Here is a 24,972-nt window from a genome sequence, read left to right as displayed (position 1 = left end):
AAATTAGTAATTATCAATCATTCATTATCAATTGACCATTATTATAAATTCCTACAGCTTTTCCTTTCATTTTTTGTCCTAAGAAAGCCGAGTTTTTTGATTTTGATTCGATATTTTCTTTACCAAATACCCATTCGTTATCAGTTGTAAAAAATGAAATATCAGCCTTATTTCCAACTGCAATTGTAGGGTTTTTAATATTGAAAACCAGTTTATTAGCGGTCAATTTATTAACTATTACTTCAAGTGGTAAAATTGTAAGTAAAGCACCAAAAGCACTTTCTAAACCGATAGTTCCATCTTTGGCCAAATCAAATTCTAATTTTTTATGTTCGATGTCTAACGGATTATGGTCAGAAGTAATGCAATCAATTGTTCCATCTAAAACGGCTTCTAGTAAAGCTTTTCTCGTAGCTTCTTCACGCAATGGAGGCAATACTTTGTATCTCGAATCAAATCCAAGTAACATTTCGTCGTTTAATACCAAATTATGAACCGCAACACTACAAGTAACTTGCAATCCTTTTGCTTTAGCTTCTTTGATTAATTTTATACTTCCTTGTGTTGAAATCGTAGGAATATGTAATTTTCCTCCTGTATATTCCAATAAAAATAAATTACGTGCCACTTGTAATTCTTCGGCTAAAGCTGGAATTCCTTTCATACCTAATTTGGTACTTACCACTCCTTCATTTGCAATACCGATTCCTTTTAAAGAACTATCTTGGCAAAAAGCAATTACCATTCCGTCAAAATCTTGTACATATTGTAAAGCAATTTTCTGAAGATTTGCGTTTTGTAAGGCTTTTTTATAATCACCAAAAGCAATTGCTCCAGCGTTTTTCATATCGAATAATTCCGCTAAATCGGTTCCTTCGCTTCCTTTGGTTAATGCACCAATTGGATATAAGGAAGTTGCTTGATTTTTTGCTTTGTCAATTACAAATCGAACTTGTGCTTGGTTGTCTATTACTGGATTTGAATTAGGCTGTAATGCTACTGCTGTAAATCCGCTTTTTGCAGCAACCTTTAGTCCGTTTTCTATGGTTTCTCGGTCTTCATAGCCTGGTTCTCCAAACGAAACCGAGCTGTCCATCCAACCTTGTGAGATATGTAAATTTGGCATTTCAACTACTTTGAAATCAGGAGTTGTCGAAATTTCTTTTTCTATTTGAGTTATCGTTCCGTTTTCAATTTTGATGTCCATTGTTTGGTTGTGAAACGGACTTGAAGCGTCGATAATTTTTACTTGTTTTAGAATAACTTGCGTCATTTTACAAATTTTTGGATTAGTAGTTCTGTTAGTAAAAGTAGTAGTGTTGCGATGATAAACCATTTCCAAATTTCGTTGCTCGTGCGTTCGGAAGCAATGTCGTTTAGAACGGTATTTATATTGTTTACTTTGGTGAAATTTTCAAAATTTGCAGTTGAAATTTGCGTTAAATCACTTTCCGTTCTTGGATAGTTGAAACTGATTTTCTTTAACGATTCATCGCCTTTTATTACTTCAAAATTCCCTGCTTTTTCAGGATAATCGCCAAAGGATAACTTGCATTTTGCATTTAAAATTTGTTGCATTGGAATGAAACTATACGCTTTATTTTTTACGGAAATCACTTCGTCTTTTGCTAAAATAGTTTCTAAAATAAGATTTTCGTTTTCACCAATGGTATAAGCGTTAATGCCTGTTTTACCTTGATTTTGTCCCATGTTATAAAGTGTTGGAACAATTAAAGGTGCATTCTGAAAATTACTATTTTGTTTGTTTATCGGAGCCGAAAATGCATAAAAAGTGCCCAATCGATTGGTAGTTGAACCTACAAAAACCGAATTGTCTTCGAATTGTAAAATGTTTGTAATTCCAGATAAACCAAAGCTTTCTTTTGTATTTGGATATTGAAAATTAGTCACTTTTTTCTCAAAAACCGTTTGGTATAACGGATGACTAAAATTGATTTTCGTGATTTGTTTTTCAGCGTTTGTTAGTTGCGAATAATTTAATCCACCGAAGTTTTTTGCGAAAGTATTCAATAGACTTGTTGTGTTTTTCGCATTCGGAATCAAGATGATATTTCCTCCTTTTTCGTAAAACGATTTTAGCGTTGTTCCTAAAGCAACTGGCAAATCTTCCAATTCATTCAGCACAATCGCATCTTGATTTTCAATTTGATTGTAATCTAAAGTAGCTAATGCTGTACTTTGAAAATTGAACTCATCAGCCGTAAAAATGCGACTCAAGAAATTGTTTTTGTCTGAAGTTCCAATGGCAATTACATTCGCTTTTTCAGGTTTTGAAATGCTTAGATAAAAATCGTTGTCATAGCTTAAACTATTATCTTCAATACTAATATTTCCGTGAAAGTCACTTTTTGGAATCGTAATTTGAATTTCGGTTTTCTGATTTTCAAATTTCGCAATGGTTTTTGCAACTGCTTTATTGTTACTAAAAACGGAAAGAGGTACTTCTAAATCAGTATCACCAAAAGCATTCAACGAAATTTTCAATTCATAAAATTGGTCCAAAACTTGAGAAATTAGTACTTTTTCAATGCTGATATTGTTTTTATTTTCGGCTTCAGGCTGAATGAAATATACGATATTGTTTTCAGCTAAATCCAATGCTTTTTTACTTTCCGATTGAATGGCATCGGTAATGATAACGTAGTCTTTTTTCGTGTTTTTCTTTTTGGTTTCAACCTGATTGATTAGATAATCCAACTGAAAAGGCATCGCTGAATACTCTAAATTTTGCAATTCTTTTTGAATCGATTTAATATCTGTATCCCAAAAAACTTCTGAATTGGTTACTAACGAAAATTGTTGGGTTTCAGGTAATTCTTCTAATAATTCTTGGACGCTACGTTTGAGTAATTCGCCTTTTGCACCTTTAGCTTGCATGGAAAACGAATTGTCTAATATAATGATTAATTCATTGCCTTTATTGGTAGTGTCTTTGGCTTCAAAAAAAGGCTGTGCAAAGGCTAAAATCAAACAAGCTAATAGTAATAATCGTGTGGCTAACAACAACCATTTCTTGATTTTAGAACTTTTTCGGGTTTGAATTTGAAGTTCTTTGAGGAGTTTTACGTTAGTAAAATACTCTTTTTTAAAACGACGTAATTGAAATAAATGCACCAAAATTGGTATAACCAACAGAAAAAGGAAGTAGAGAATTTCTGGATGTTTGAACTGCATTTATAATTAGAATTTGTCAAAAGTACGAAATAGAATTTAGAATTTAGAATTTAGATTTCAGAAAATGTTGTGTGTTGTTTTTTTGGAACACAGATGACGCAAATTTGAGAAATTTTCACAGATTTTTTACTGCCAACTCAATACTGAACACTGAATACTATTTCTTCTTTCTTTTCTCGTCTCTTTTACGTTCGATATTTCTATTTCTCGATTCGGTTTTACGGGGTTTACGTTTTCCTGGTCCGCCAAGGTTTACTTTAGCATTTTTATCTTTTTTCTTGTGAAAGGCTTCGCCACCTTCTTTTTTAGGCGTTTTCAACAAGAATTTCATTTTTTTCTTCTCTTTTTCGAAATCCAAATAGCGTTCTTCGATTTTTAAATCCTCGGGAAGTGGAAATTCTTTAATTTCGGTATTCATTAGTAATTCTACCTCAATTTTTGACTCTACTTCACTTGGAGAAACCAAACTGATTGCAATACCTGTTTTATCAGCACGACCTGTTCTACCAATACGGTGCATGTATTTTTCTGGTTCTTCGGTAAATTGTAAGTTGATAACGTGTGTAATATCAGAAATATCTAAACCACGTGCCATAATATCGGTTGTAACCAAACCACGTAATTCACCAGCTTGAAAAGAAGCCATGGTATTTAAACGATAGTTTTGCGATTTATTGGAGTGAATGACACCAAATTGTTCTGGAAACTCTTCGTCTAAGGTTTCAAAAACCAAATCCACAATACGTTTGTTGTTGACGAAAATCAACACACGTTCCATGGTTTCGGTTGCACGAACCAAATGTTTCAACATGTTTAATTTAGTCAAAAAGTTTGGAACTTGATATACGATTTGCTCAATTTGTTCTAAAGGTGTTCCGCTTTGGGCTAATGAAACCTCTTCTGGAAATTCAAAATATTCATCTAACATCGCATCTACTTCTTCGGTCATGGTTGCCGAAAATAAGATGTTTTGTTTTTTGCCTCGCATCATGGATAAAATCGAAGTCAATTGGGTTCTAAAGCCAAGATTTAAGATTTCGTCAAATTCATCGATGACTAATTTTTGTAATTCGTCAAAACGTAACACACCATCTAAGCCTAAATCCATTACACGACCTGGCGTTCCTACTAAAATATCGACACCTTGCGCTAATGCTTTTCGTTGCGTGTTGATGTTGACACCACCATAAATACCAAGTGTTCTCACACTCATGTATTTGGTTAGTTTTTCTACTTCTTCAGCAACTTGAACTACTAATTCACGCGTTGGAACTAAAATTACAATTCTTGCTGATTCGTTATTTTGAAATTTCCATTGTTTTAAAATGGGCAATAAATAGGCAAAAGTTTTTCCTGTTCCCGTTTGTGCAATGCCCATCATATCTCTTCCAGAAAGAATTACAGCATGCGATTTTTCTTGAATAGGTGTAGCGTGAACAAAACCTAATTCGTCTAATGCTTTTTGTAGTGATTTTGGTAAATCGAATTCTTGGAACGTTTTCATAAAGGGTATTAAATTTGTGCAAAGGTACATAATCTTTTTGTAATGATTTTTTTTTACGATGTAACAAAGTTTGTTGCATTTTCATTTACTTTACAAAATTGAACATACTAAATTGGATTGAAAAGAGTTTAATGTAATTATGAATAAAAAAGTTAGTGTATTTTTTGTGTTTGTTTTTTGCTTTTTTTGCGAGGGCGTTTGGGCTCAAGTAAAAGAGCAAGACAGTACCAATACATTATATCAAGATATTCATGATCTATCAAAAAAAAGTAAGTTTAATAAATTTGTATACAAGCTACTTTTTAGATCTTCGGCGGTGAAAGCTGAAAATTTAGTCCCAAAGAAAAAATCAGTTATCAAGCCATTGATTACGAATAAATTAAATGGAAAAATAATTAGAAATATTACAATTGAAACATTAGATCCATTTGGACAATCGGTGACCAATGAAGCTAAAAAGCCTAGAAATAGTTTTGAGCGTTTTGGAAATTCGATTCACTTGAAAACGAAAGAGTTTACTATTCGAAATTTATTACTTTTTAGAAAAAATAGCCTCTGTGATTCGTTACTTTTGAAAGAATCAGAGCGTTTGATTAGAAGTCAACGTTACATCAGAGAAGTTGTTGTAACGCCAATTTTTTTAGGTTCAACATCAGATTCTATTGATATTAAAGTACGTGTTTTAGATTCATGGACATTGATTCCAACAGGAAGTTTATCCAGTAGTAAAAGCAGTATTAAATTAACTGAGCGCAATATTTTTGGATTAGGGCATCAAATTTCAGGTGAAATTGGCAATCAGTTTTCACCGAGCGAAAAAGCTATTTTTGGAAATTATACGATTAATAATGTTTTAAATACGTTTATTCGTTTTGATCTTGAATACAGTAATGATTTTGATAACGATAGTAAAAGAAAAGTAAGTTTAAATAGGCCTTTTTATTCTGTTTTCACAAAAAATGCTGGAGGATTAAGTTTTGAAAACACCATGTTTACCGAACAATTTCCAGTTTCAGATTCGTTGGTTTATGTTCCTACAAAGTTTGAATTTCAAGAATATTGGTATGGTCGAGCATTTCGTTTAAACAAGAAAATTGTAAAAGACAATATTTATACCAACTTGATTGCGGCCATAAATTTTAACCGAAAAGCGATTTTAAGAAAACCAGATGAAACATTGGATCCAAGTTCATTTTTTGCTTCAGAAAAAAACATTATTGGTTATGTAGGACTTTCTAAACAACGTTTTTATCAAGATAAATATGTCTTTAATTACGATATTATTGAGGATATTCCATATGGACAAAATATTGCATTAATTTTTGGACATCAAGATAAAAACAATCAATCAAGATTGTATTCTGGAATTTCAATTTCTCACGGAAAAAAATACAGTTTTGGTTATTTGAGCAGCTTTATAGACTGGGGAAGTTTTTACAACAAAGGCATTACTGAGCAAACGGCATTCAAAGTAGGATTCAACTATTTTAGCCCTTTGATGAGTTGGGGAAAGTGGCGTTTTCGTCAATTTGTAAAGCCAACATACATTTGGGGAAATAATAGAGATGTTTCTTTTAAAGACCAACTTACATTAAACGATTACTATGGTATTGAGGGTTTTAACAATCGTATTTTAGGTTCACAAAAATGGGTACTTTCTTTGCAAACACAGTCCTATGTACCGGGAAGTTGGTATGGATTTCGTTTTAGTCCTTACTTGAATGTTTCTATGGGTTCGCTAGCCGAAAAAAAAGCATTGTTTAGTAGTAAAGTATATTCAAAATTTAGTGTTGGTGTACAGATTAATAATGATTTTTTGGTGTTTAATAGTTTTCAAATTTCGTTTTCATACTATCCATCCATTCCGTTTGAAGGCGATAATATTTTAAAAACCAATTCGTTTGAAAATACCGATTTAACCTTAAATGACTTTCAATTAGGCAAACCCGCTTACATTCGATATGAGTAGGAATGAGTATTAAGAATAAAGTATTAAGTATTAAGATTTTAGAATTTAAGAATTGGGATTTATATGAAATTTTGAAATTTAGATTTTGTTTTTCGGTATTTAAAATCATATTGTCATTGAAAACAACTTTGTTTCTGGTGCTTTTCGGATTAAACGTAAATCAAAAGCCATACAAATATTACGTACAAAAGGTTTTCCTTTTTCGGTAACGATAATTCCATGATCTAAGAATTTCAATAAGCCATCGGCTTCCATTTCTTCTAAATTGGAGTGAATTTCATCTAATTCTGGAAATTGCATTGATGCATCGTCCCATGAAGTTGTAAATTGGCACATTAAATTTAAAATGTGTTTTCTAATAACTAAATCTTCTGGAGTAAGTAAATGTCCTCTAAAAACGGGTAATTGATTGGCTTCTAATCGCGCATAATAATCTTCGATTGTTTTTTCGTTTTGCGCAAAACTGTACCAACTATCACTAATTGATGAAACGCCAAGTCCGATCATTAATTGTGTTTTTGAAGCCGTATATCCCATGAAATTTCGATGTAATTTTCCTTCATTAAACGAAGTGAACATGCTATCGTTTTTCAAAGCAAAATGATCCATTCCGATTTCTTGATAGTCATTTTTCGCTAATAATTTTTTACCTTCTTCATACAATTTTCGTTTTTCGTCATCTTGAGGTAAATCTTCATCATTAAAACCACGTTGCCCATTTCCTTTAATCCAAGGCACATGTGCATAACTGTAAAATGCCAATCGATCGGGTTGCAGCGATTTAGTTTTATCTATCGTATCGATTACGTTTTCTAAGGTTTGAAATGGTAATCCAAAAATTAAATCATGTCCAATGGAAGTATAGCCAATTTCTTTTGCCCAAAAAGTTACTTTGGCTACATTGTGAAACGGTTGTATTCTATGAATGGCTTGTTGTACTTTTTCAGCATAATCTTGTACGCCAAAACTAACTCGTCTAAACCCTAAATCGTATAATTTTTGCAAGTGTTGACGAGTGGTATTATTGGGATGCCCTTCAAAACTAAATTCATAATTTGGAGCTTTATCGGCAAATTTAAATATTCCGTTAATCAATAATTCTAAATTTTCAGGAGAAAAAAATGTTGGTGTTCCGCCACCTAAATGAATTTCTTTGATGATTGGTTTTCTTGGAAAAAGATCACAATACATGCGCCATTCTTTTAAAACAGCTAAAATATAGGGATTTTCAACTTCGTGGCGTTTTGTAATTCGTTTATTGCATCCACAAAAAGTGCATAGACTTTCGCAAAATGGCAAATGAATATATAAACTAATTCCTTCAGCAGCGTTTGATTCTTTAAAGGATTGTAACAATGATTTTTTCCAATCTTCAACATGGAATAAATCCTCTTCCCAATAAGGCACAGTAGGATAGCTCGTATATCGAGGGCCTGGAACGTTGTATTTTTGTACTAAAGAAACTTGCATAACGGAAACAATTTTTTCATAATACGAAGGTATTATAGTCCCATAAAATAAAAAATGATAATTATCATATCGCGCTTATGTAACAAATATTACAGATGAAAGCCTCTGAAATCAATACCTTTGAAATCAATAAAATCAATCACATGAATGCAAAGTTTAAAGAAGTAATACAATCTAATCAATTAGTTTTGGTAGATTTTTATGCAGATTGGTGTGGTCCATGTAAAATGATGTCTCCAATTTTACAAGAAGTAAAAGGCATCATTAAAGACGATATAAAGATAATTAAAATCAATGTAGACCAGCATCAAGATTTGGCCAGTCATTTTATGGTGCGTGGTGTGCCAACGCTAATGTTGTTCAAATCAGGTAAAATGCTTTGGCGTCAATCAGGTGTATTGAGTACCAAAGATTTGGTTGCCATCATCCAAAATCAGTTGAATTAATATTTTTTTGTATATTTAAGCAAATTAAAAAGGAAAGAAATGAAAATAAGAATTTTAAGCGTATTAGTAGTATTGATGAGTTTGACCTCATGTATTAAAAAGCAAGTTGAAGGTGTGCAAGTAGTAGATATTGCTGCTTATGAGCAACAACTCAAACAACCTGAAATACAATTAATTGACGTAAGAACTCCGGAAGAATTTAGTGAAGGACATATCGAAAACGCTAAGAATATTAACATTATGGGGGATGATTTTGATGCGCAAGTAGCTGCTTTGGATAAAACAAAACCAGTGATGGTGTATTGCAAATCGGGTGGAAGAAGTGCTAAAGCATCGGCTCGTTTGAAAGAATTAGGTTTTACAACCATTACAGATTTAGAAGGTGGTATTACCAACTGGAACAGTGAAAACAAACCGACCGTAAAATAATTTAGAAATGATTAGTTGGCATGATTTTGAAAAAGTAGAAATGCGTGTTGGAACTATTGTTGAGGTGCATGATTTTCCAAAGGCAAATAAACCTGCTTTTCAATTAACAATTGATTTTGGAGCGGAAATAGGGCTCAAAAAATCATCCGCGCAAATCACCAAGCAATATAGCCGAGACGATTTAATTGGGAAACAAATTGTGGCCGTTGTCAATTTTCCAAAGAAGCAAATCGCTGATTTTATGAGTGAATGTTTAGTGTTAGGTTCGATAGGAACAGCTAATGATATTGTTTTGCTATCCTCGGATAAACCTGTTGCAAATGGTTTGCGAGTAGGATAGTGCAAGAGAATTATTGAAAAAGAAAAAGACTTGGATGTTCATCTGAGTCTTTTTTTGTTAAAGACATAAATTGTTAAATCTATGTGTTTAATTATTCTTTTCTAATGAATTTACCTATTCCACAATTAATATGTTCATTAATTATACAAATAAAAGAGTATGAATTTCCTTCTACTTAATATTGTTTATATATATATCATGATTAGTTATAGTTGCTGATGAATATCTTTTTTTTTATCATTTAAAAACAATTAGTCAATACAGTACAATTGTAACCATATATTTGTACATCAGCAAGTATATCTGCTTGTTCAATAGTATCACAGCATATTGATAAGAGAGACGGACATTGGTAAATATTTATACCTTGAGTTGCTAAACTTCCGTTTTTTAAAATCAGTGATTGCAGATTGGGATTAAAACTAACATTAAAAAAACTCAAATTTACACTATCTCTTATGTCTAATGAGACGAAGTGGTTTCCATTACAATCTACATAGCTTAAATTGCTGAGTCCCGTTAAATTTAAAGAGGTCAAATTATTGTGATTACAATTCAAATTTGTGAGAAGTGTACAACCCGTAAGCTTGAGTTCATTTAAATTATTTTGTCCACATTCCATATCCAATAAATTTACGCATCCATTTGCATCTATCGATTGCAAGTTGTTTGACATACAATTTACATTTCTTAGATTCCTCAAACCACTCAAATCTAAATTGGTTAAGAGGTTATCTCCAGCATAAAGTTGTGTAAGTTTTGATAGATGACTGACATCTATTTGAGAAATATTGTTTTGAGAAATTCTCAAGTTTGTAAGATTATCTGCTCCATCAATATTTAGATCTGAGATTTGATTAAACTGACATTCAAGAGTTTTTAAAGAGCGAAGTGAGCTGACATTAAGTGATTGTAAGTCATTTCCGTTGCAAATTAAGTTTTCTAAATTATTTAGTTCGTTAACATTTATTGAAGGGATGTTATTGCCTGAAATTCTCAAATTTACAAGACGTTTTAAACTAGTTAAGTTAAGTGCCTGACTAATGTTATTGTAACTTACAGATAAAGTTTGAAGGTTTCTAAATTTATGAATACCTTCAATCGAATTAATGTTTGATTGGTCTATAGTCAAACTGCCCACATTTTCCGCTTCACAAACTTGTATTTGTCCATCTCCATTGACATCAATTGTTGTTTGTCCATTCAATGTTACGCAAGTTTGATGACCACCGGCTAAAAGTTTTGCTTTAAAATTGGCGTCTGGAATAGTAACAATTTGATTACAATTTGGATCTGAATTAACGATTGCAGAATCACTATTGTATTCATCCTCAGAACTACAGCTTGTTGTAAGAATACATAATGAAAAAAGAAGAAAAAAACAGGATTTAATATTCATTGATAAAATTTTAGAAAAAATAATTTTTAGTTTTTAAAGCTTAAATTAAGCTTTAGAGTTAAATCAGTACTAAGCCATTACAAATATAAAAAAAAACATTCTATTCAGTAGGTAACGATTGAAGCAAACCGCTGTTAGCAGTTCTTGCTTTTAATTTACACTTAGCTCCTTAATTAGTTCCACATCATTTAAATTTTTACTGTCAAATCCATTAGGTTTCATAATTATATATACGTTTCTTCCGATAAAAGATATTGTAGAATAGGCATACATTTGTTCAACGGAAATTATATTTTCAATACTATTATCGATTAAGGATAATACTTCATTTCCCCAAAGTTTGTTTTTAACACGATTTATAAAGTTTAGTTTGTCAGTTTCAACTTTTACAAAATGTTTAATTCTTGAATTTATTTCTTCATCAATAAACATTTTTATCGTTTCCTCTTTTTTATTGTTTGAATAAAAATCATTTGGTAATTGAAAATGCTTTTCAGTACCATTTATTTTTACCCTAATAATATCTGTTTTAAATTCAGTATAAATTTTCATCTCTTTTCGTAATTCAGTATGACTGCTAACGTTCTCAGGCTTCGCGAGGTTGCGGACTAAAGAAGCCGAAACTTTCGATTAAACACTGAACTCAAAGTTACAAAACCAACTTTAAATTAAGCCCAAAACCCGCAATCTTGCGAAACCTGTGTTAGCAGATGGTTTTATTATTTAAGTTATCTATAATATTTTATACTTTCACCATTATAGTATCCAATTCCATCATTTTTGGTTAGAAATAGAATTTCTTTTTCACTTATAAATTCAAACTTAATCACATTTAAATGTAAACAATAGTCTTTCTCATATTGTGAATTACAAGTTAGTTTTGGATTAAAAAATAGTTTTTTTGAAAATGAACAATCTAAATTATTTAAAGTATAAAAACCTTTAGAACTAAAGAAGTATAAATTACTATCATATTTGTTATATGAAATATGACCTAAAATATTAACTTCATTTTCGGTTAATATGTTTTCTCTTAATTCTCTATCTTTATTTTTAAAACCCATAAAATTTCTCTCAAAAGCAATCTTATATCTTTCGTCTTCAAGAATATCTTGGTCAAAACAAGATGTATAATAATCACTATCCTTATTTGTGATTTTTATAATAGTACCATCAACAAAATAATGGAAACCATTTCTTGTTGCGTATATTGAGTTAAGTACACCACTTGAAGTTGTGAAAAGTTCATCTTTGTTATTGTAAGTAGCACCTTTGGTTACACTTGAAATACCTAAACTATAAGGATATTTATAAACTGTATCCTTTTCTGTAACTTTAATTATTTCTGGATATTTTTCCTTTAATTTTGTGAAATAGTCATTTCTGTCTTTATATTTAACCTCATCATCAAGTCTTAACCAATCATCGTAAATGAATTCTTTTTTATTTAAATCAAAAAAGCAAACATTTCCTCCCCATTCTCCTTCATCATAGGCAAACCAAATAAAATTCATTTTATCTAAATAAATGTAATCAGGTTCAATTAATATTGTTCCTGTGTATTTTGCTCTAACTTTTCCATAAAAATTGGTTTCCCTTTTAGGTATATAATTTTTTTTGTTGTAGTAAATAGATTTGTTGGAATATATTATATATTCATCTTTTGTATTTATTAATACAGAAAATATTTCTGCATCGATTTTCTCAATCTGTTTAACTTTATGTTTGTTATTTAGTATAAATATTTTTCCATCTTTACTTCCAAAGACTAATTCGTCATTTGATTTTTTCGCTATTGCAGTAATGTTATTTTTAATTAATTTGAAATTATCTTTTTTTAAATCAATTTCAATTAAATCATTATTTTGAGATATAGCATATAACTTATTTTTTACTGATACAAAATCTTTATATTCGGAATTCAATAATTTTATTTGAGTTATTGAAACGCTATCCTTTTGAAAATTACTTTGTGCAATTCCCAAAAAGCTGAAGAGACAAAAAAAATATATTATGTAGAATTTCATTGATGATATTTTTTATTCGTTTTTCGGGTATTGTGCACAACATTCTCCAATTGGCGTTCGTTGAGACTTAGTTAGCTAAGTATTTTCTGCAAGTTAAAAAGATATATGGAAGAATAAAGTTTTAGGCTTGCATAATGCAGCAATGGAGCGTAGCGAGTATTAGAAGTAGTTCTAATTACAATATGTTTTATACATTTCTTTTCCATTAGTTTGACCTAGCTTCACCAATTCCTCCCAAACTTTGCATGCTCCCGTTTTATCTCCTCCTTGAAATAATGCGATGGCTTTGTTATATAAGCCATCAAGCTCTTGAGGATTTAATTCATAGGATTGTGAAAACAGCTCTGCCGCTTTAAGATATTTTCCTTTTGAATAAGCCTTAGTTCCTTCGTCGTATAATTCAAGCGCTTTAGATAAATCACTAATTTTTGGACCATAGAGTCTATTTACGTCTTCTAAATCATGCGTATGATAAAGAATATTTATACCTTTAAATCCTATTCCTTTATCTGTTGTTCGTTGTACTCTTAATACAAAAGGAATTATAATTTTGTCAAATTGACTAAAATTTTTAAAATCCCATTTGTCATAGGAATTTTCTAAAATTCTTGTTATAATATTAATTTTCGTTGAATCGTTTGTTGATGATTCAATAATTTGTGCTGTAATCTTTTTTTCTTTATAAATTTTCAGGTTACCAATCACGTGATAATTGGAAATGTTTTTGTCGCCTAACTCTTTAAAAATGGCACCTTGAATGTCACCTTTTAACAGTGGTGTAAAAAGTTTTGTCGCTACAATTTCTTTTTTGCCTTGATATTTTTGCAAGAAATTTAAATTGAGAGTTTCTTCCCGTATAAGATGATAACATTTCAATCTATCATTTTGTTGGCCATCAATTCGTTCACAGAGAATTAAAGTATCTTTAGATATCCTTTCTACAGTATATCCTGAAGTTTCAGAAGTTTTTAGATAGTTATCTTTTAATTTGTAGCTGATGTAAGGTTTACCTTTAGTAAGAGGATTAGAATTCATAGAAAGTTTATCCCGACTAATAGTAAATTCAAAATAAGTGGAATCTGCATATGGTCGAGGCAACAGCTTGCTTCCATCACGCATTTCTGCATCAAATTTTATCCATCGGCCAACTATTAGGTCAGGATTTAACTGTGCAAAAGAATTTATGTTAAAAAACATCAATAGTATTAAAATGATTTTTAGTCTCATAGGTTAAGAATTACTGCTAACGTTTAAGGCTTTATAGAGTGGTTTGAATTAATCACTGACGAAAGCAAATATAAAACAAAATTACTAATCATAGAGGTTTTTCCGAAGGAAAAACAAAGCCCAAGCCATTGTGCAAAACCACTGTTAGTTGCAGTAAACTATTAAAGTTCTTTAATTTTATCTATTAAAAGGTCTCGAAGGTCAACATCATATTCTATAGTTCTTATTATAGTTTTATTTTCTTCCCCTTTTGATTTTATAATTGTATCTAAAAACAAGGTTTCTAGAATTTTTCCTTTAGGAGGAAGTAATTTAAGATAGTTTTCTATTTTCGAGTTTTCTCTAAAAAAAGTTGTGTCTAATTTTATAGTTTGATTACCGATTGAATCATTTGTAATTTTCCAACCGATAAATTGTGCATATCTTTTTATTGGTATTGGATATTGCTTTTCATTAGGTGACCAAAGAACTAAATCATTTTCTATTACTTGTAGAAACATACTCTTTGAATAGTCAATTTCTCCATTTGGTAAAAAAGTGATTTTTTCATTAAGTTTTTTGGGATTACCGTTTGAAAATCTATAAATGCAAATCATTTTATTATTCTCATTTTTCAAAACTACAATACTATCAACTGGAGTTTTAGTAGAAATACTTTGTAATTTTGGATTTTCGTGACCACAAGAAAATATAAGTATAATAATAAAAAGACTAATTAAATGGATTTTCATTTACAACGATTTTTTTTATTGCAACTAACGTTCTGCGGCTTGCTCTCAGTGGCGTCGCACCAACACCAAGCCATTACAAATATAACAAAACATTCCATTCAGCAGCGGATTTTCCGCAGGAAAATCCGGAAGTAGCCATTGAAGCAAACCGCTGTTATAGCACGTTTTTATTTTTCACTATCAAATTCAATAAGTAAATTGCATAACTTATAAAATTCAGTTTCTTTTTTTGGTGACCATCTCTGAACTGCGTGAAATTTTCTATCGGTACAATTATAACTATTTGGAGAATTTGCTTCTAAAACCCAAGTTGAACCATCAAAACCGTGTTCTTTAGGATTTCTAACTGGAAATGTCCAAAAACAGCTTTTATTTATTTGGGTTTGAAATTTGTTCCACTCACTTTTTAACAACTTTCTTTCTGATTTTTTTTCAATGCTATCTTCTCCATTTAAAGTTTTGTAATTCTTTTTAAGAATCATTTTATAATTTTCATAATCGGTTTGTATTCTATAAATGAATGTTGAACCTGTCATTACGTCTTTTATTGATAATCTGTAAACTTCATTACTCTCAAATCTTAAATCAGGTTCTTTTAAGTCTTCCAAATGCTTTCGCCAAATTGTCTTATTAACTGAATTTATAGTATTAAGTATACTGTCATTTTTTTCTACAACTTTTAAATCAATATTACAGTCACATTTACTTTGACAACTTAAGTTCAAAGCGAAAAACAAAAAAAGAATGATGTGTTTCGTGTTCATAAATATCCTATAACGTTCTTAGACTTGTTTTCAGTGCTTTTACACCAACCAAGTCATAACAAATATAACAAAACATTCCATTCAGCAGCGGATTTTCCTACGGAAAAAGCTAGAGTCAGCGGTTGGAGTAAAACGGTGTTAGCAGTTGTATTTTTTTAGTTTCGTTTGATATGTTTCTGTATATATTTTTCTAATTTTTTTCCGTCAAAGGTTTTATGGTTAATATCAAAATATATCTCATTTTCATTACTCTGCTTTAAAGTAATTAAACTTTTATTTCCGTTTTTTTTCACAATATATATGTCAAACCATTTTTTAGGTCTTATATTATCAACATATATAGCGTTTGCTGAATTTATTATTTTGCTAAACTCTTTGATCTCATTTTTAGTTAACGAAAAGGAATATTCTTTATAAAAATCATATTCTTTTTCGTTCCATTTCCAACTTCCATCACCATTAATAACTTTGTCAACATTAGTTTGATTCAGTTTTGCTTTTTCAGAAGTGTCAAAAGATAATTTTTTATAATAAAACATATTAAAAGTCGACCAAGCAAATAGTAAATTTACAGTAATGATTACAACGATAAATATATTCTTTCTACTCATTTTTATAGTTCTGGGAATAAAGTCACTAACGTTTTAAGGCTTGTCTTCAATGCCTTTACAACACCACCATGCCATTACAAATATAACAAAACATTCCATTGAGCAGCGGGTTTTCTGTAGGAAAATCCGGAAGTAGCCATTGAAGCAAACCGCTGTTAGCAGATGTTATTATTTTCGTTTATAACAATTGCTTTGTATTGTTACAATTTCGATATTTTTTTCGCTATATAATTCTTGATTAATTGTATTTTCAGATGGAATAGATTTATCTTGCTTAATATGAAACTTAAAATTTTTATATCCTAATCCTAAATATTCTGAACAGCCTTCTTTAAACCAATACAAAGAATCTTTATGTTTAATATCTTTTGCTTTTAGAGTTGACAAATCTATGTATTTTCCATCTGTTAAATAACCTTTAAATTCTTTGTTCAGAATGATTTTATAAATTGTACTATCTGCTAAATGAATTTGAAATATAACGTTTTTGTATGATGAAAAAGTAAAACCGCTTTTATGTTGATAGCCAGGAATTTTTAAGGGTGTAATTCCATTTGGGCATTCATCTAATTCTTTGACTAAAACTGTAGTTAAAGGTTCTCCAAAATCTGAAATTTTAGTTTCACACAATTTAATTTTTGATAAATCAGTTAAATCACTTTGTGATAGGATTGTATGATTTATAAGTATAATTAATAAAAAAGTAAATAGTGATTTCATAGTGTTTTTTATAATATCTGCTAACGTTTCTATGGCTTGCTCTCAGTGGCGTTGAACCAACACCAAGCCATTACAAATATAACAAAACATTCCATTCAGTAGCGGATTTTCCGTAGGAAAATCCGGAAGTAGCCATTGAAGCAATCTGCTGTTATGCAACGTTTAAATATCCATTACTTTTTGAGTTCCAAATGTTGATATTTTCCATTTACAAAAACTAAAAATTTTGACATATTTAAGACATCATTATCTCCGCTTATTTCAGTTATCTGATAGAGTTTTTGATTTGGTCCAGCTTGGTTTTCAATTTCAATTGGCTTATCCCATGCAATTTCCACAAAGCTAGGCTGAGTTTTTTTTACAGTTTCTAAATCAGTTCCAATTTTAATATTTTCCGCCCAAACTATAGTATCATCATAATAATTTTTACATGCATTTAACATTACAAAAAATAAAAAGGAAATAAAAAGAAATCGGAAATTCATAGTTTTGTCTTTCATAAATGGTGCATAACGTTTTGGCTCTTGGCGAAGAAGCGGGTTTCGAAGCACTAAACTTTCTGCCAGCGCTGAACTTGATACGAAGTAAAAACTTCATAAGCACTGAACCCGCTTTTTTGCCAAACGCCTGTTGGCTATAGGTTTTCTTTTTGTCATCGTGTATTTATAAAATTATTAAACTCTGTTTTTGCAGTCGAACTTGTAAACAATGCACTATGCCCTTCACCTGCTAACTCTAAAAATTGACTGTTTTGGCAAGTGGTACAGTTCATCACATCTTGTTTAAAAGTTGGCCAAGAGTACATTTGAATAGGTGTGTCGTTCAGCCCTTGAACAAATAAAATGTCTGACTTAAAACCGGTCGTGAAGTTCAATAAAGAACGTTGCATATAAGCATTTGGATTTGCAGTTGTTGTTCCGTAAGTGTTTTTTAGCAAGGTACAAGTTATTCCGTTTGGAATTGTTCCGTTTTCTTCTAATTGACAACGATACACAAGGTTTAACGGTCCAGGTCCATTAGCAATTACTCCGTTGGTTTGGTGCATTGTGTTTAATCGTGTTACCAAATAACCGCCTTGCGAATGCCCAAGTAAAAATATTTTTTTGACGGTTACGCCTAATTCTTCGCTTGCTTTATTTTTCACCCAAAGTAATCCTGCTTCTGCTTCTAGAATGTTGTCACCCATTAGCAAATTTTGTTCAGGATAGGCAACACTCACTATCATCATATCTTCCCTGTCTAATATTGTTTTTACTTTGTCTATGAGTGAGGTAGAAGCTTCTAAAATTAAACTGTCATACATAACAGTTCCGTGATAAACTATAATAACATCCACTTCCTTTAAAGCAGGTTTGTCAATTACCAAGTTAACATTAACTCCATTGTATGTTATGGATTTTGTTCCTACAAAAGCTTGTGGAGAAGGTTCTGTTGTTAGGGTATTGTCTTTTGAACAAGATAAACTTGTCAAAAGAAGTAGTGAAAATAATATTCTCATTTTTATATTTTTAAAATGTTAGACTAATAAAATGTTTAATTGTCACTTGTGGTCTACTTAAACTTACAGCTAACGTTCGGCGGCTTTTGCTCTGCTGCTGCTGCTGCGAACACTGACCAAAACAAATCTACTGAATTTCTTTGAAAGATAGAATTGTAGCAACCAGATTATTTTCCACGAAGACGAAAATAGCAAGCGCAAGCCCAGCAATAGCGCAAAACGGCGGTTAGCGGTTCGGCTTTTTATATCAGTCGTCTTACTTTTTGTTTATAGTCAAAATATTTCTGTCCGTGTTCTTTGGTCAAAAATTCTTCTTCAAGTCGGATTTGCACTTGAATAAGAACGTAACCTAAAATCAAAAACAATGCTGTCAATGCGTTTGGCGTTGTTAAGAAAAGTCCGCACAAACTCAAAATGATACCAAAAAAAATTGGGTTTCGTGAAATCGTAAAAAGTCCGCTTGTTACCAAATCTGTTTTTGTGTCCTTGTCAATGCCGATACGCCAAGAATTTTTCATATGTCCTTGAGCAATTACTGTCCACACCAACGAACCTAGAAGAACTGCAAGTCCAATGTATTTTGTCACCTCAAGGTTAAGTTCTGAAATTGGTAAAAAGTTGTCATGCCAATTCGGAAAAAAAGCATAAGAAATAACATAAATGAACATTGTTATTAATGTCAGCTTGAAATAACGTCCAATAAGTCCATAAGCACTGTCGTCTTTGGGTAAGACAAGTGGATTTTTCCCTATTCGCTTTGCAACTACAACTGATTTTAAAACAAAGGCAACTCCAAAATAAATAATGAAGTATATCGGTAATGCCATTCTCAATATTTCTATCATATGTTTTTAATTTTTATGACACAAAAATATAATGAGGTGGAATGCAATCCTATTGCAAACTTTCACTAAGGCAGTTTTCACATATTCCTTTGGCAAAAAAACGAACCTCATCAATTCTAAAATTTCCTTTTATATTTTTTGGTAAAATAATTTCTTCTTTGCAAGTGGTTTGTTTGCATATTTTGCAGTAGAAATGCAAGTGCCAATCTTTATGAGTATTTTCATTACATTCGTCATTACATAGTTTGTATTTAGTTGTGTTGTTTTCTTGAATACTATGAATAATTCCCTTTTTTTCAAATGTTTTAAGTGTTCGGTAAATTGTTATTCTGTCGGCATACTGAAAATTGTTCTCAATTTCTGATAAGGATAATGCCGTTTTTTGTGAGGAAAGGAAGTCATAAACCAAAATCCGCATACTTGTCGGCTTTGTGCTTTTACTAATTAATTTATTTTCTATGTCGGTTTTCATTTTGTATATTCAATTGTCTTTCGTTGGTCATACTAAGCTGACCGCTAACGTTATGAGGCTTGCCTTCAGTAGTATTACAACAGTACCAAGCCATTACAAATATAACAAAACATTCCATTCAGCAGCGGATTTTTCGTAGGAAAATCCGGAAATAGCCATTGAAGCAAACCGCTGTTATACACAGGCTTTTTATTGTGTTATTTTTGGCCAATCATAATTTTCGTCATCTTTGAATGTTACACCCATTTCAATGTCAATAACCTTTCCATATTCACAATTTAAACTAAGCCAGTAATTTTCATTGAAATACACGGTTAGAAATTCATATTCTTCTTTTTCCCATTCTTGTAATTCACAAAAGATTTCTTCTTTGGCAAATTGAGAATTTGAGTTAATTATTGAATGACCGTTATATGTTAGTTTTGTATTTGAAGTTCTCAAATATCCAAACTTTTCATTTTCGTTTTTGTAAAAAGTTAAACGGAGCTTTTTTTCGTTCCATTCTAAAGTTAATTCATTATCATCATCTTCCATTTCAAATACTCGGTTTGGTTCTCCGAGGATTTTGATAACTTCTAATTTATTAAGTCCAAAAGTAAGATTGTCGATTCCGATTTTTGGTTTAAGTTCCATTTTTGATAGTTGTGTTAAGCTTGTGTATAACGTTCCGGCGCTTGGCGAGGTTGCACTTCGGAACTGATTATTTTCTATCAAAGATAAAATATCTTGCGAAAAATAAACGTGAATTTACTACAAAATTCGCAATCTTGCCAAACGCCTGTTGTGCGTTCGTTATTATTTTTCTTCAAAACTATTCAAGCATTTCAACATAATACTCATATTAGTTTCAAGATTATCTTCTAATTGACAAGAAGCAGTTAATGAGTAATATACTCCTTTCTGTTTGCTTTTTAAAAGTAAAGAAATTGTTTCTGTAGATTTTTTATTATCCGATTTAAAGTGAAAAAAGTAAGATTCATAACTCGTATTTTTTGTTTTACCACTTTCTACAATTTTTTCATTAGAATTTTTCTCAACTAACTTTTTCATTGATTCAAATTCTGTTTTCAAATCGTTATTATTTTCTTCGCTTTTATACTTTTGGATAGAGATTATTTTAGTAAATCTTGTTATCGAATCTGTTTGTCCAGCATCAATTCCAAGAATTATTTTTTTATTGTCATATTCTTCAACTTTCCAATACCAATTTTTTGGAATTAAGATTGAAAAATCATTTGTTGGATAAGAAATTTTTGTTTTTGCGAAATTGACAGGTAAATTTATATACTCATCTACAGTTGTAAATTTTTCTGAACAAGAAGTAAAATTCAATATGATTAAAGCTAATTTGATAAATTTCATTTTCTATTACGGGTTTTCTATAATGACGCACAACGTTCTGAGGCTTGCTCTTAGTGGCGTTGAACCAACACCAAGCCATTACAAATATAACAAAACATTCCATTGAGCAGCGGATTTTCCGTAGGAAAATCCGGAAGTAGCCATTGAAGCAAACCGCTGTTACAAATAGTTTTTTAATTAAAGAAATACCCTAAAGATAAACTTATACAAGAATTTTTGTAATCTCTACCTTCAAATAGTTCTGTTAAACCATAACCATATCTACCTTGAATGAAAATTCCTTTTTCAAATTCATAGGATAAGCCAGCATTTACATTCATATCAAAAGATGGAACGTCGTCGATTTCAAATGTCTCTCCGTTTAATTTAGCTTTTTGACCAATTAAAAAACCAAATTCAGGTCCAATTTCAAAGTTAAATTTTCTGGTTATATGAGTTTTTAATAAAATCGGTAAATTTATATATGTAAGTTTAATTTCGGGATTATTTGACGTCAATGGAAAACGGTAAATTCCACCTTTTGAGTTTAGATTTACTTCACCTTGTAAACTGAAGGTTTTGTTCAAGTCCATTTTTGCAACACCACCAATATTTATTCCGATTAGGTCAGAGTTCGTTCCATTGTCAGTTCTAAAACCTGTTAAATTTACACCTGCTTTTACACCATAAGTAATTTTGTTTTGAGATACTACTGAATGTGAAATAAAAAAGATAGAAAGTAATAAAAAAACTTTTTTCATTGTTTTGAAATTATAATGTTAAATAGTTACCGTTATATTGTCCAGAAATAGTTTGTCCGTCTGTTCTTGTAAATGAAAAAGTAAAGTTTACGGTTGTAGAAGTTATATTATTAATTGTAACACTAATATTATTTGCTTGTAAAGTAGTTTCGTTATCAGATAAAATTTCTGTTCCGCCAGAAATACTTCCACTTGTTCTGTTAGCATTTATTTTTCCGTTATAATCTAATATGTTTGTATAAGTTGTTTGTTCAACATTAACAGCATTAAAATCGAAATTAAGTGTAGCAACGTTAGTTAAATCATTTCCGCTATTTATTTCCGCAGATGTTTTGTTTACTAAACTAAATCCAATATCACTTGGGTTACTGTCTGTAGTATTTTCATCATTTATGTAAACAGTTTTTACTTCGTAGAACGTTCCATTAAAAGTAAAACCATTTTGATTTGAATTTCCAGAACTATCGTCTGAACTACAAGATAAAATTAAAATTGAAAATAATAAAATTCCGATTTTTTTCATAAAGTTTGGTTTAAAATTGTTTGTAACGTTTGCGGCTTGCTTTCAGTGGCGTTGAACCAACACCAAGCCATTACAAATATAACAAAACATTCCATTCAGCAGCGGATTTTCCTACGGAAAATCCGGAAGTAGCCATTGAAGCAAACCGCTGTTAGCAGTAGTGTTTTATTTAATTTCAATTATAATTTTAGTTTTCCAACCAATTCCACCTTCAGTGTTTTCAATTAGGAATTTTTCCATTTCCCTTTTACTTTTTAATGTTTTTTTGAAATCAGAATTTTCAATTTCAATTGTGTTAAATGAGTTAACTTGTTTTCTTATTTCAGATTCAGACCAAGTTCCAATTCCAAAATCTAAAAATGCGGTATCTTTTTCCTTTATAGTAAATACTATTGAATCTCCTTTTTTATTTTCAACATAATTTAAATCGTTATTAGTTATTGTTGTGTCTATTTTAAATTTTATTTTCAATTCTGAATCTGAATTGTTTATAAATTCTATTGAATGGGGTGGATCACAACTTAAGCAAAGTATAGCAATTAAAAAAAGGGCGATATTTTTATTTATATTTTTTTTCATTTCACAGTATTGCTAACGTTATGAGGTTTGTTTTTAGTAGCGTTATACCAACATCAAGTCATCACAAATATAACAAAACATTGCATTGAGCAGTGGATTTACTGTGGGGAAATTTGGAGGTAGGGGTTGGATTAAAACGGTGTTAGCAATAGTACTTTATTTTTCCGTTATACTTTTTAAATTTAGCAATTCGATTGCAGCATTTTTGGCTTCTTCGGTAAGTTTTTCTTCAGATAATTTTCTGTTAAGTTCAGCTTCAGATAAATTTTTAAATTGTTTTTTAAAAAAATCTATTTTTCTATTTTTTTGCTTTTCAATTTCTTCATCGTTTTCAGAAAACCATTTTTCTTTTAAGTCTAAAATTTCATTACGCCTTTTGTAAATTAAAACTAATAAAAGTATGAAATCTGGGATACTTATTATACCAAAATTTAAGCGGAAAGCGAGACTAAATTTTACTAATTTGAATGTTCCTAAAATTAATATAATGATTAAAGTTGTCAAACTAATTTCGACGTATTTTTTATTAGTTATTGTAACAATTGTCAAACCAATTATACCAATTATTAAAAAAATATCAAAATAATAATTAAAGTATAATGTTAGAATTACACTCAACCATAGTATACAAATTATTATTAATTCTGTTGTACATTTATTCATTAAGTTCTCTTTTTGTCTGTCTCTAGAGTATTACAGCTAACGTTCTGAAGTTTAGTTTCAGTAATATTACACCAACACCAAGCCATTACAAATATAACAAAACATTCCATTCAGCAGCGGATTTTCCGCAGGAAAATCCGGAAGTAGCCATTGAAGCAAACCGCTGTTAGCGGTAGTACATTTAAATCTTATTGAATTTACAAATCGTTTAAGTAATGTTCAAGCTTTTCTATCTCGATTGAGTTTACCGTGTCAATTATCATCTCCAACCCAATATAACTACCATGTTTTTTTATTTTTTCAATAATTTCTGAAGAAAGTTTTTTTCCAAGTCTCTTTTCAGAGGTTTCTATAATATACGTTTGCATATTTGAAGCTACTTTGTCCATAATTTATTCCGTTTGTTTTGTTTTAATACTAACAATTAATATAATTCTAAATCCTTTTTATCAATATATAAAGAATTCTTAATTGGATTATGGTTTTCTAAATCAAAATCATCGATATTTTTTTCAAATACTACTAAAACTTTTTCAGGATTGAAGTCTGCTTCATCTATTACGATGCCTTTTTCCCCAATCAGTTTCCAGTAATTTTCTCTATCTTTAACTTTAGTTGTAGGTTTTAAAGTTCCTTTAAAAGTTTTTAATTTAATTACTGTGTTTTTCTCCATTTAGTTTTGGTGTATTACTGCTAACGTGTCGCCGCTTCATGAAGTTGCTGATTTTCAATACTTTTGATTACAAATATAGACAAAATTTAGTTTCAAAAATTACCAATTCTGATAATTCCCAAGCCCCGCAATTTCGTGAAACGGCTGTTAGCGGTAGTTTTAATTTTTATATTTATATTTTCTTTTAAAAATCCCTGTTTGATATGGTTCTTTTCCGAAATAAGTAATTTTTAATTTTTTCATTTCATTTTTGAATATTTCAAAATTAAAATTAAAAAGTTTGATAAGTTCAAATTGATTTTTTTCTGAATAAATTATTATTGATTTAGAGACAAAATGTAAAGGTACTCTTCCATAATAAATTTCAGAATTTGAATATCCTTTGATTTCATTATACTTAAGAGTTAGAATTTTAAATTTTAATAATTGAAATATTTTTATTTTTTCTGAATTTAAAATAGCAAAAGTAAATTCATTCGAAAGTTTATAATAAAGAGCTGCAAAAAATGAAGATGCAAATAGGAGAAGTAAAAACATAACAAATTTACCATCTCTACTATTTATAAAGAAATGATTAAATTCAAATATCCATTCTAGACAAACTAATATCATCATTCCAAAAAATGAAAGGATTGTTAGGTTTATTATTAGCCAAAATATATTAGGATAGGTTTTTATACTTTTCATTTTTGAATTCGTCATTTTGAGGAAAAATTACTGCTAACGTTTTCGGGCTTTGCGTTCGGACGGGTTTCGGAGCACAAAACTGTCAACCTGCACTGAAC

29 protein-coding genes are annotated in these 24,972 nt (G+C 30.4%); 4 read left to right on the top strand and 25 right to left on the bottom strand.

The genetic code is table 11. The annotated features are described in order from the left end of the window. Positions 1-13 precede the first annotated feature (13 nt). From OLM52_RS05795 to OLM52_RS05785, 3 genes are all read right to left on the bottom strand, one after another. A complete protein-coding gene (locus tag OLM52_RS05795) occupies positions 14-1,273 on the bottom strand; it encodes a dihydroorotase (protein ID WP_264550192.1) in 1,260 nt (419 codons plus the stop codon). Beyond that, on the bottom strand, positions 1,270-3,195 hold the full coding sequence (locus tag OLM52_RS05790; RefSeq protein ID WP_264550191.1) for a vWA domain-containing protein: 1,926 nt from the start codon (positions 3,193-3,195) through the stop codon (positions 1,270-1,272). The genes OLM52_RS05795 and OLM52_RS05790 overlap by 4 nt, the downstream gene beginning before the upstream one ends. A gap of 157 nt (positions 3,196-3,352) precedes the next feature. Then, on the bottom strand, positions 3,353-4,699 hold the full coding sequence (locus OLM52_RS05785; protein ID WP_264550190.1) for a DEAD/DEAH box helicase: 1,347 nt from the start codon (positions 4,697-4,699) through the stop codon (positions 3,353-3,355). 139 nt (positions 4,700-4,838) lie between these two features. Here OLM52_RS05785 and OLM52_RS05780 point away from each other — a divergent pair, with 139 nt between their 5' ends. Further along, entirely contained in the window at positions 4,839-6,668 is a 1,830-nt protein-coding gene (locus OLM52_RS05780; protein WP_264550189.1) for a hypothetical protein, read from the top strand. Between the two features lie 105 nt (positions 6,669-6,773). Here the strand turns inward: OLM52_RS05780 and hemN are convergent, their stop codons facing one another. Continuing rightward, the gene (gene hemN, locus OLM52_RS05775) at positions 6,774-8,138 is read right to left on the bottom strand and encodes an oxygen-independent coproporphyrinogen III oxidase (RefSeq protein ID WP_264550188.1); all 1,365 of its coding nucleotides are present in this window, start codon (positions 8,136-8,138) and stop codon (positions 6,774-6,776) included. 95 nt (positions 8,139-8,233) lie between these two features. Between hemN and trxA the strand changes: the two genes are divergently transcribed. The 3 genes from trxA to OLM52_RS05760 are packed head-to-tail and all read left to right on the top strand — an operon-like array spanning position 8,234 to position 9,353. Continuing rightward, entirely contained in the window at positions 8,234-8,584 is a 351-nt protein-coding gene (gene trxA, locus OLM52_RS05770; RefSeq protein ID WP_264550187.1) for a thioredoxin, read from the top strand. Positions 8,585-8,623: 39 nt separating this feature from the next. Continuing rightward, positions 8,624-9,013 (top strand): rhodanese-like domain-containing protein, encoded by a 390-nt coding sequence (locus OLM52_RS05765; protein ID WP_264550186.1) that lies wholly within the window; start codon positions 8,624-8,626, stop codon positions 9,011-9,013. Between the two features lie 7 nt (positions 9,014-9,020). After that, positions 9,021-9,353 (top strand): tRNA-binding protein, encoded by a 333-nt coding sequence (locus OLM52_RS05760; RefSeq protein ID WP_264550185.1) that lies wholly within the window; start codon positions 9,021-9,023, stop codon positions 9,351-9,353. A 241-nt stretch (positions 9,354-9,594) separates the two neighbouring features. On the opposite strand, the gene OLM52_RS05755 is transcribed toward OLM52_RS05760, so the two are convergent. The 21 genes from OLM52_RS05755 to OLM52_RS05655 all read right to left on the bottom strand — a co-directional run bounded on the left by OLM52_RS05755 (position 9,595) and on the right by OLM52_RS05655 (position 24,874). After that, the gene (locus OLM52_RS05755) at positions 9,595-10,752 is read right to left on the bottom strand and encodes a leucine-rich repeat domain-containing protein (RefSeq protein WP_264550184.1); all 1,158 of its coding nucleotides are present in this window, start codon (positions 10,750-10,752) and stop codon (positions 9,595-9,597) included. Positions 10,753-10,902: 150 nt separating this feature from the next. Further along, a complete protein-coding gene (locus OLM52_RS05750) occupies positions 10,903-11,304 on the bottom strand; it encodes a hypothetical protein (RefSeq protein ID WP_264550183.1) in 402 nt (133 codons plus the stop codon). A gap of 176 nt (positions 11,305-11,480) precedes the next feature. After that, positions 11,481-12,779 (bottom strand): hypothetical protein, encoded by a 1,299-nt coding sequence (locus OLM52_RS05745; RefSeq protein WP_264550182.1) that lies wholly within the window; start codon positions 12,777-12,779, stop codon positions 11,481-11,483. Positions 12,780-12,950: 171 nt separating this feature from the next. After that, positions 12,951-14,006 carry a hypothetical protein gene (locus OLM52_RS05740; RefSeq protein ID WP_264550181.1) on the bottom strand — a complete coding sequence of 352 codons (1,056 nt, stop codon included), beginning with the start codon at positions 14,004-14,006 and terminating at the stop codon, positions 12,951-12,953. A gap of 161 nt (positions 14,007-14,167) precedes the next feature. Then, entirely contained in the window at positions 14,168-14,737 is a 570-nt protein-coding gene (locus OLM52_RS05735; protein ID WP_264550180.1) for a hypothetical protein, read from the bottom strand. A 167-nt stretch (positions 14,738-14,904) separates the two neighbouring features. Continuing rightward, positions 14,905-15,345, bottom strand: a complete 441-nt coding sequence (locus tag OLM52_RS05730; protein WP_264550179.1) for a hypothetical protein — start codon at positions 15,343-15,345, stop codon at positions 14,905-14,907. A 311-nt stretch (positions 15,346-15,656) separates the two neighbouring features. Next, a complete protein-coding gene (locus OLM52_RS05725; protein WP_264550178.1) occupies positions 15,657-16,112 on the bottom strand; it encodes a hypothetical protein in 456 nt (151 codons plus the stop codon). A gap of 168 nt (positions 16,113-16,280) precedes the next feature. Then, the gene (locus tag OLM52_RS05720; RefSeq protein ID WP_264550177.1) at positions 16,281-16,832 is read right to left on the bottom strand and encodes a hypothetical protein; all 552 of its coding nucleotides are present in this window, start codon (positions 16,830-16,832) and stop codon (positions 16,281-16,283) included. A gap of 173 nt (positions 16,833-17,005) precedes the next feature. Further along, complete coding sequence (locus tag OLM52_RS05715) at positions 17,006-17,332, bottom strand: hypothetical protein (protein ID WP_264550176.1); 327 nt, start codon at positions 17,330-17,332, stop codon at positions 17,006-17,008. Between the two features lie 152 nt (positions 17,333-17,484). Continuing rightward, on the bottom strand, positions 17,485-18,330 hold the full coding sequence (locus OLM52_RS05710; RefSeq protein ID WP_264550175.1) for an alpha/beta hydrolase family protein: 846 nt from the start codon (positions 18,328-18,330) through the stop codon (positions 17,485-17,487). Between the two features lie 242 nt (positions 18,331-18,572). Beyond that, on the bottom strand, positions 18,573-19,175 hold the full coding sequence (locus tag OLM52_RS05705; protein WP_264550174.1) for a methyltransferase family protein: 603 nt from the start codon (positions 19,173-19,175) through the stop codon (positions 18,573-18,575). Positions 19,176-19,224: 49 nt separating this feature from the next. Then, positions 19,225-19,647: a Fur family transcriptional regulator gene (locus OLM52_RS05700; RefSeq protein ID WP_264550173.1), complete on the bottom strand. Its 423-nt coding sequence runs from the start codon at positions 19,645-19,647 to the stop codon at positions 19,225-19,227. Between the two features lie 189 nt (positions 19,648-19,836). Next, positions 19,837-20,280 carry a hypothetical protein gene (locus OLM52_RS05695; RefSeq protein WP_264550172.1) on the bottom strand — a complete coding sequence of 148 codons (444 nt, stop codon included), beginning with the start codon at positions 20,278-20,280 and terminating at the stop codon, positions 19,837-19,839. 162 nt (positions 20,281-20,442) lie between these two features. Further along, positions 20,443-21,009, bottom strand: a complete 567-nt coding sequence (locus OLM52_RS05690; protein ID WP_264550171.1) for a hypothetical protein — start codon at positions 21,007-21,009, stop codon at positions 20,443-20,445. Between the two features lie 173 nt (positions 21,010-21,182). Next, the gene (locus tag OLM52_RS05685) at positions 21,183-21,749 is read right to left on the bottom strand and encodes a porin family protein (RefSeq protein ID WP_264550170.1); all 567 of its coding nucleotides are present in this window, start codon (positions 21,747-21,749) and stop codon (positions 21,183-21,185) included. Between the two features lie 10 nt (positions 21,750-21,759). After that, a complete protein-coding gene (locus tag OLM52_RS05680) occupies positions 21,760-22,272 on the bottom strand; it encodes a hypothetical protein (RefSeq protein ID WP_264550169.1) in 513 nt (170 codons plus the stop codon). A gap of 165 nt (positions 22,273-22,437) precedes the next feature. Continuing rightward, entirely contained in the window at positions 22,438-22,851 is a 414-nt protein-coding gene (locus tag OLM52_RS05675; protein WP_264550168.1) for a hypothetical protein, read from the bottom strand. A gap of 156 nt (positions 22,852-23,007) precedes the next feature. Beyond that, a complete protein-coding gene (locus tag OLM52_RS05670; protein WP_264550167.1) occupies positions 23,008-23,514 on the bottom strand; it encodes a hypothetical protein in 507 nt (168 codons plus the stop codon). 197 nt (positions 23,515-23,711) lie between these two features. Further along, the gene (locus tag OLM52_RS05665; protein ID WP_264550166.1) at positions 23,712-23,903 is read right to left on the bottom strand and encodes a hypothetical protein; all 192 of its coding nucleotides are present in this window, start codon (positions 23,901-23,903) and stop codon (positions 23,712-23,714) included. Between the two features lie 35 nt (positions 23,904-23,938). Continuing rightward, positions 23,939-24,187, bottom strand: coding sequence for a hypothetical protein (locus OLM52_RS05660; RefSeq protein ID WP_264550165.1), 249 nt, complete (start codon positions 24,185-24,187; stop codon positions 23,939-23,941). 159 nt (positions 24,188-24,346) lie between these two features. Continuing rightward, positions 24,347-24,874: a hypothetical protein gene (locus tag OLM52_RS05655; protein ID WP_264550164.1), complete on the bottom strand. Its 528-nt coding sequence runs from the start codon at positions 24,872-24,874 to the stop codon at positions 24,347-24,349. Positions 24,875-24,972: the final 98 nt, after the last annotated feature.

Origin of the sequence: Flavobacterium sp. N2820, from assembly GCF_025947285.1 — a bacterium.
In the GTDB taxonomy this organism is placed as follows: domain Bacteria; phylum Bacteroidota; class Bacteroidia; order Flavobacteriales; family Flavobacteriaceae; genus Flavobacterium.
The sequence above is the reverse complement of the archived record's forward strand: the minus strand, read 5'-3'. Positions and strand labels throughout refer to the sequence as shown.

Excerpts from the sequence above, each read along its gene's own strand:
- OLM52_RS05795 (WP_264550192.1), bottom strand. The coding sequence starts at position 1,273 with ATGACGCAAGTTATTCTAAAACAAGTAAAAATTATCGACGCTTCAAGT.
- OLM52_RS05790 (WP_264550191.1), bottom strand. The coding sequence starts at position 3,195 with ATGCAGTTCAAACATCCAGAAATTCTCTACTTCCTTTTTCTGTTGGTT.
- OLM52_RS05785 (WP_264550190.1), bottom strand. The coding sequence starts at position 4,699 with ATGAAAACGTTCCAAGAATTCGATTTACCAAAATCACTACAAAAAGCA.
- OLM52_RS05780 (WP_264550189.1), top strand. The coding sequence starts at position 4,839 with ATGAATAAAAAAGTTAGTGTATTTTTTGTGTTTGTTTTTTGCTTTTTT.
- hemN (WP_264550188.1), bottom strand. The coding sequence starts at position 8,138 with ATGCAAGTTTCTTTAGTACAAAAATACAACGTTCCAGGCCCTCGATAT.
- trxA (WP_264550187.1), top strand. The coding sequence starts at position 8,234 with ATGAAAGCCTCTGAAATCAATACCTTTGAAATCAATAAAATCAATCAC.
- OLM52_RS05765 (WP_264550186.1), top strand. The coding sequence starts at position 8,624 with ATGAAAATAAGAATTTTAAGCGTATTAGTAGTATTGATGAGTTTGACC.
- OLM52_RS05760 (WP_264550185.1), top strand. The coding sequence starts at position 9,021 with ATGATTAGTTGGCATGATTTTGAAAAAGTAGAAATGCGTGTTGGAACT.
- OLM52_RS05755 (WP_264550184.1), bottom strand. The coding sequence starts at position 10,752 with ATGAATATTAAATCCTGTTTTTTTCTTCTTTTTTCATTATGTATTCTT.
- OLM52_RS05750 (WP_264550183.1), bottom strand. The coding sequence starts at position 11,304 with ATGAAAATTTATACTGAATTTAAAACAGATATTATTAGGGTAAAAATA.
- OLM52_RS05745 (WP_264550182.1), bottom strand. The coding sequence starts at position 12,779 with ATGAAATTCTACATAATATATTTTTTTTGTCTCTTCAGCTTTTTGGGA.
- OLM52_RS05740 (WP_264550181.1), bottom strand. The coding sequence starts at position 14,006 with ATGAGACTAAAAATCATTTTAATACTATTGATGTTTTTTAACATAAAT.
- OLM52_RS05735 (WP_264550180.1), bottom strand. The coding sequence starts at position 14,737 with ATGAAAATCCATTTAATTAGTCTTTTTATTATTATACTTATATTTTCT.
- OLM52_RS05725 (WP_264550178.1), bottom strand. The coding sequence starts at position 16,112 with ATGAGTAGAAAGAATATATTTATCGTTGTAATCATTACTGTAAATTTA.
- OLM52_RS05720 (WP_264550177.1), bottom strand. The coding sequence starts at position 16,832 with ATGAAATCACTATTTACTTTTTTATTAATTATACTTATAAATCATACA.
- OLM52_RS05715 (WP_264550176.1), bottom strand. The coding sequence starts at position 17,332 with ATGAAAGACAAAACTATGAATTTCCGATTTCTTTTTATTTCCTTTTTA.
- OLM52_RS05710 (WP_264550175.1), bottom strand. The coding sequence starts at position 18,330 with ATGAGAATATTATTTTCACTACTTCTTTTGACAAGTTTATCTTGTTCA.
- OLM52_RS05705 (WP_264550174.1), bottom strand. The coding sequence starts at position 19,175 with ATGATAGAAATATTGAGAATGGCATTACCGATATACTTCATTATTTAT.
- OLM52_RS05700 (WP_264550173.1), bottom strand. The coding sequence starts at position 19,647 with ATGAAAACCGACATAGAAAATAAATTAATTAGTAAAAGCACAAAGCCG.
- OLM52_RS05695 (WP_264550172.1), bottom strand. The coding sequence starts at position 20,280 with ATGGAACTTAAACCAAAAATCGGAATCGACAATCTTACTTTTGGACTT.
- OLM52_RS05690 (WP_264550171.1), bottom strand. The coding sequence starts at position 21,009 with ATGAAATTTATCAAATTAGCTTTAATCATATTGAATTTTACTTCTTGT.
- OLM52_RS05685 (WP_264550170.1), bottom strand. The coding sequence starts at position 21,749 with ATGAAAAAAGTTTTTTTATTACTTTCTATCTTTTTTATTTCACATTCA.
- OLM52_RS05680 (WP_264550169.1), bottom strand. The coding sequence starts at position 22,272 with ATGAAAAAAATCGGAATTTTATTATTTTCAATTTTAATTTTATCTTGT.
- OLM52_RS05675 (WP_264550168.1), bottom strand. The coding sequence starts at position 22,851 with ATGAAAAAAAATATAAATAAAAATATCGCCCTTTTTTTAATTGCTATA.
- OLM52_RS05670 (WP_264550167.1), bottom strand. The coding sequence starts at position 23,514 with ATGAATAAATGTACAACAGAATTAATAATAATTTGTATACTATGGTTG.
- OLM52_RS05665 (WP_264550166.1), bottom strand. The coding sequence starts at position 23,903 with ATGGACAAAGTAGCTTCAAATATGCAAACGTATATTATAGAAACCTCT.
- OLM52_RS05660 (WP_264550165.1), bottom strand. The coding sequence starts at position 24,187 with ATGGAGAAAAACACAGTAATTAAATTAAAAACTTTTAAAGGAACTTTA.
- OLM52_RS05655 (WP_264550164.1), bottom strand. The coding sequence starts at position 24,874 with ATGAAAAGTATAAAAACCTATCCTAATATATTTTGGCTAATAATAAAC.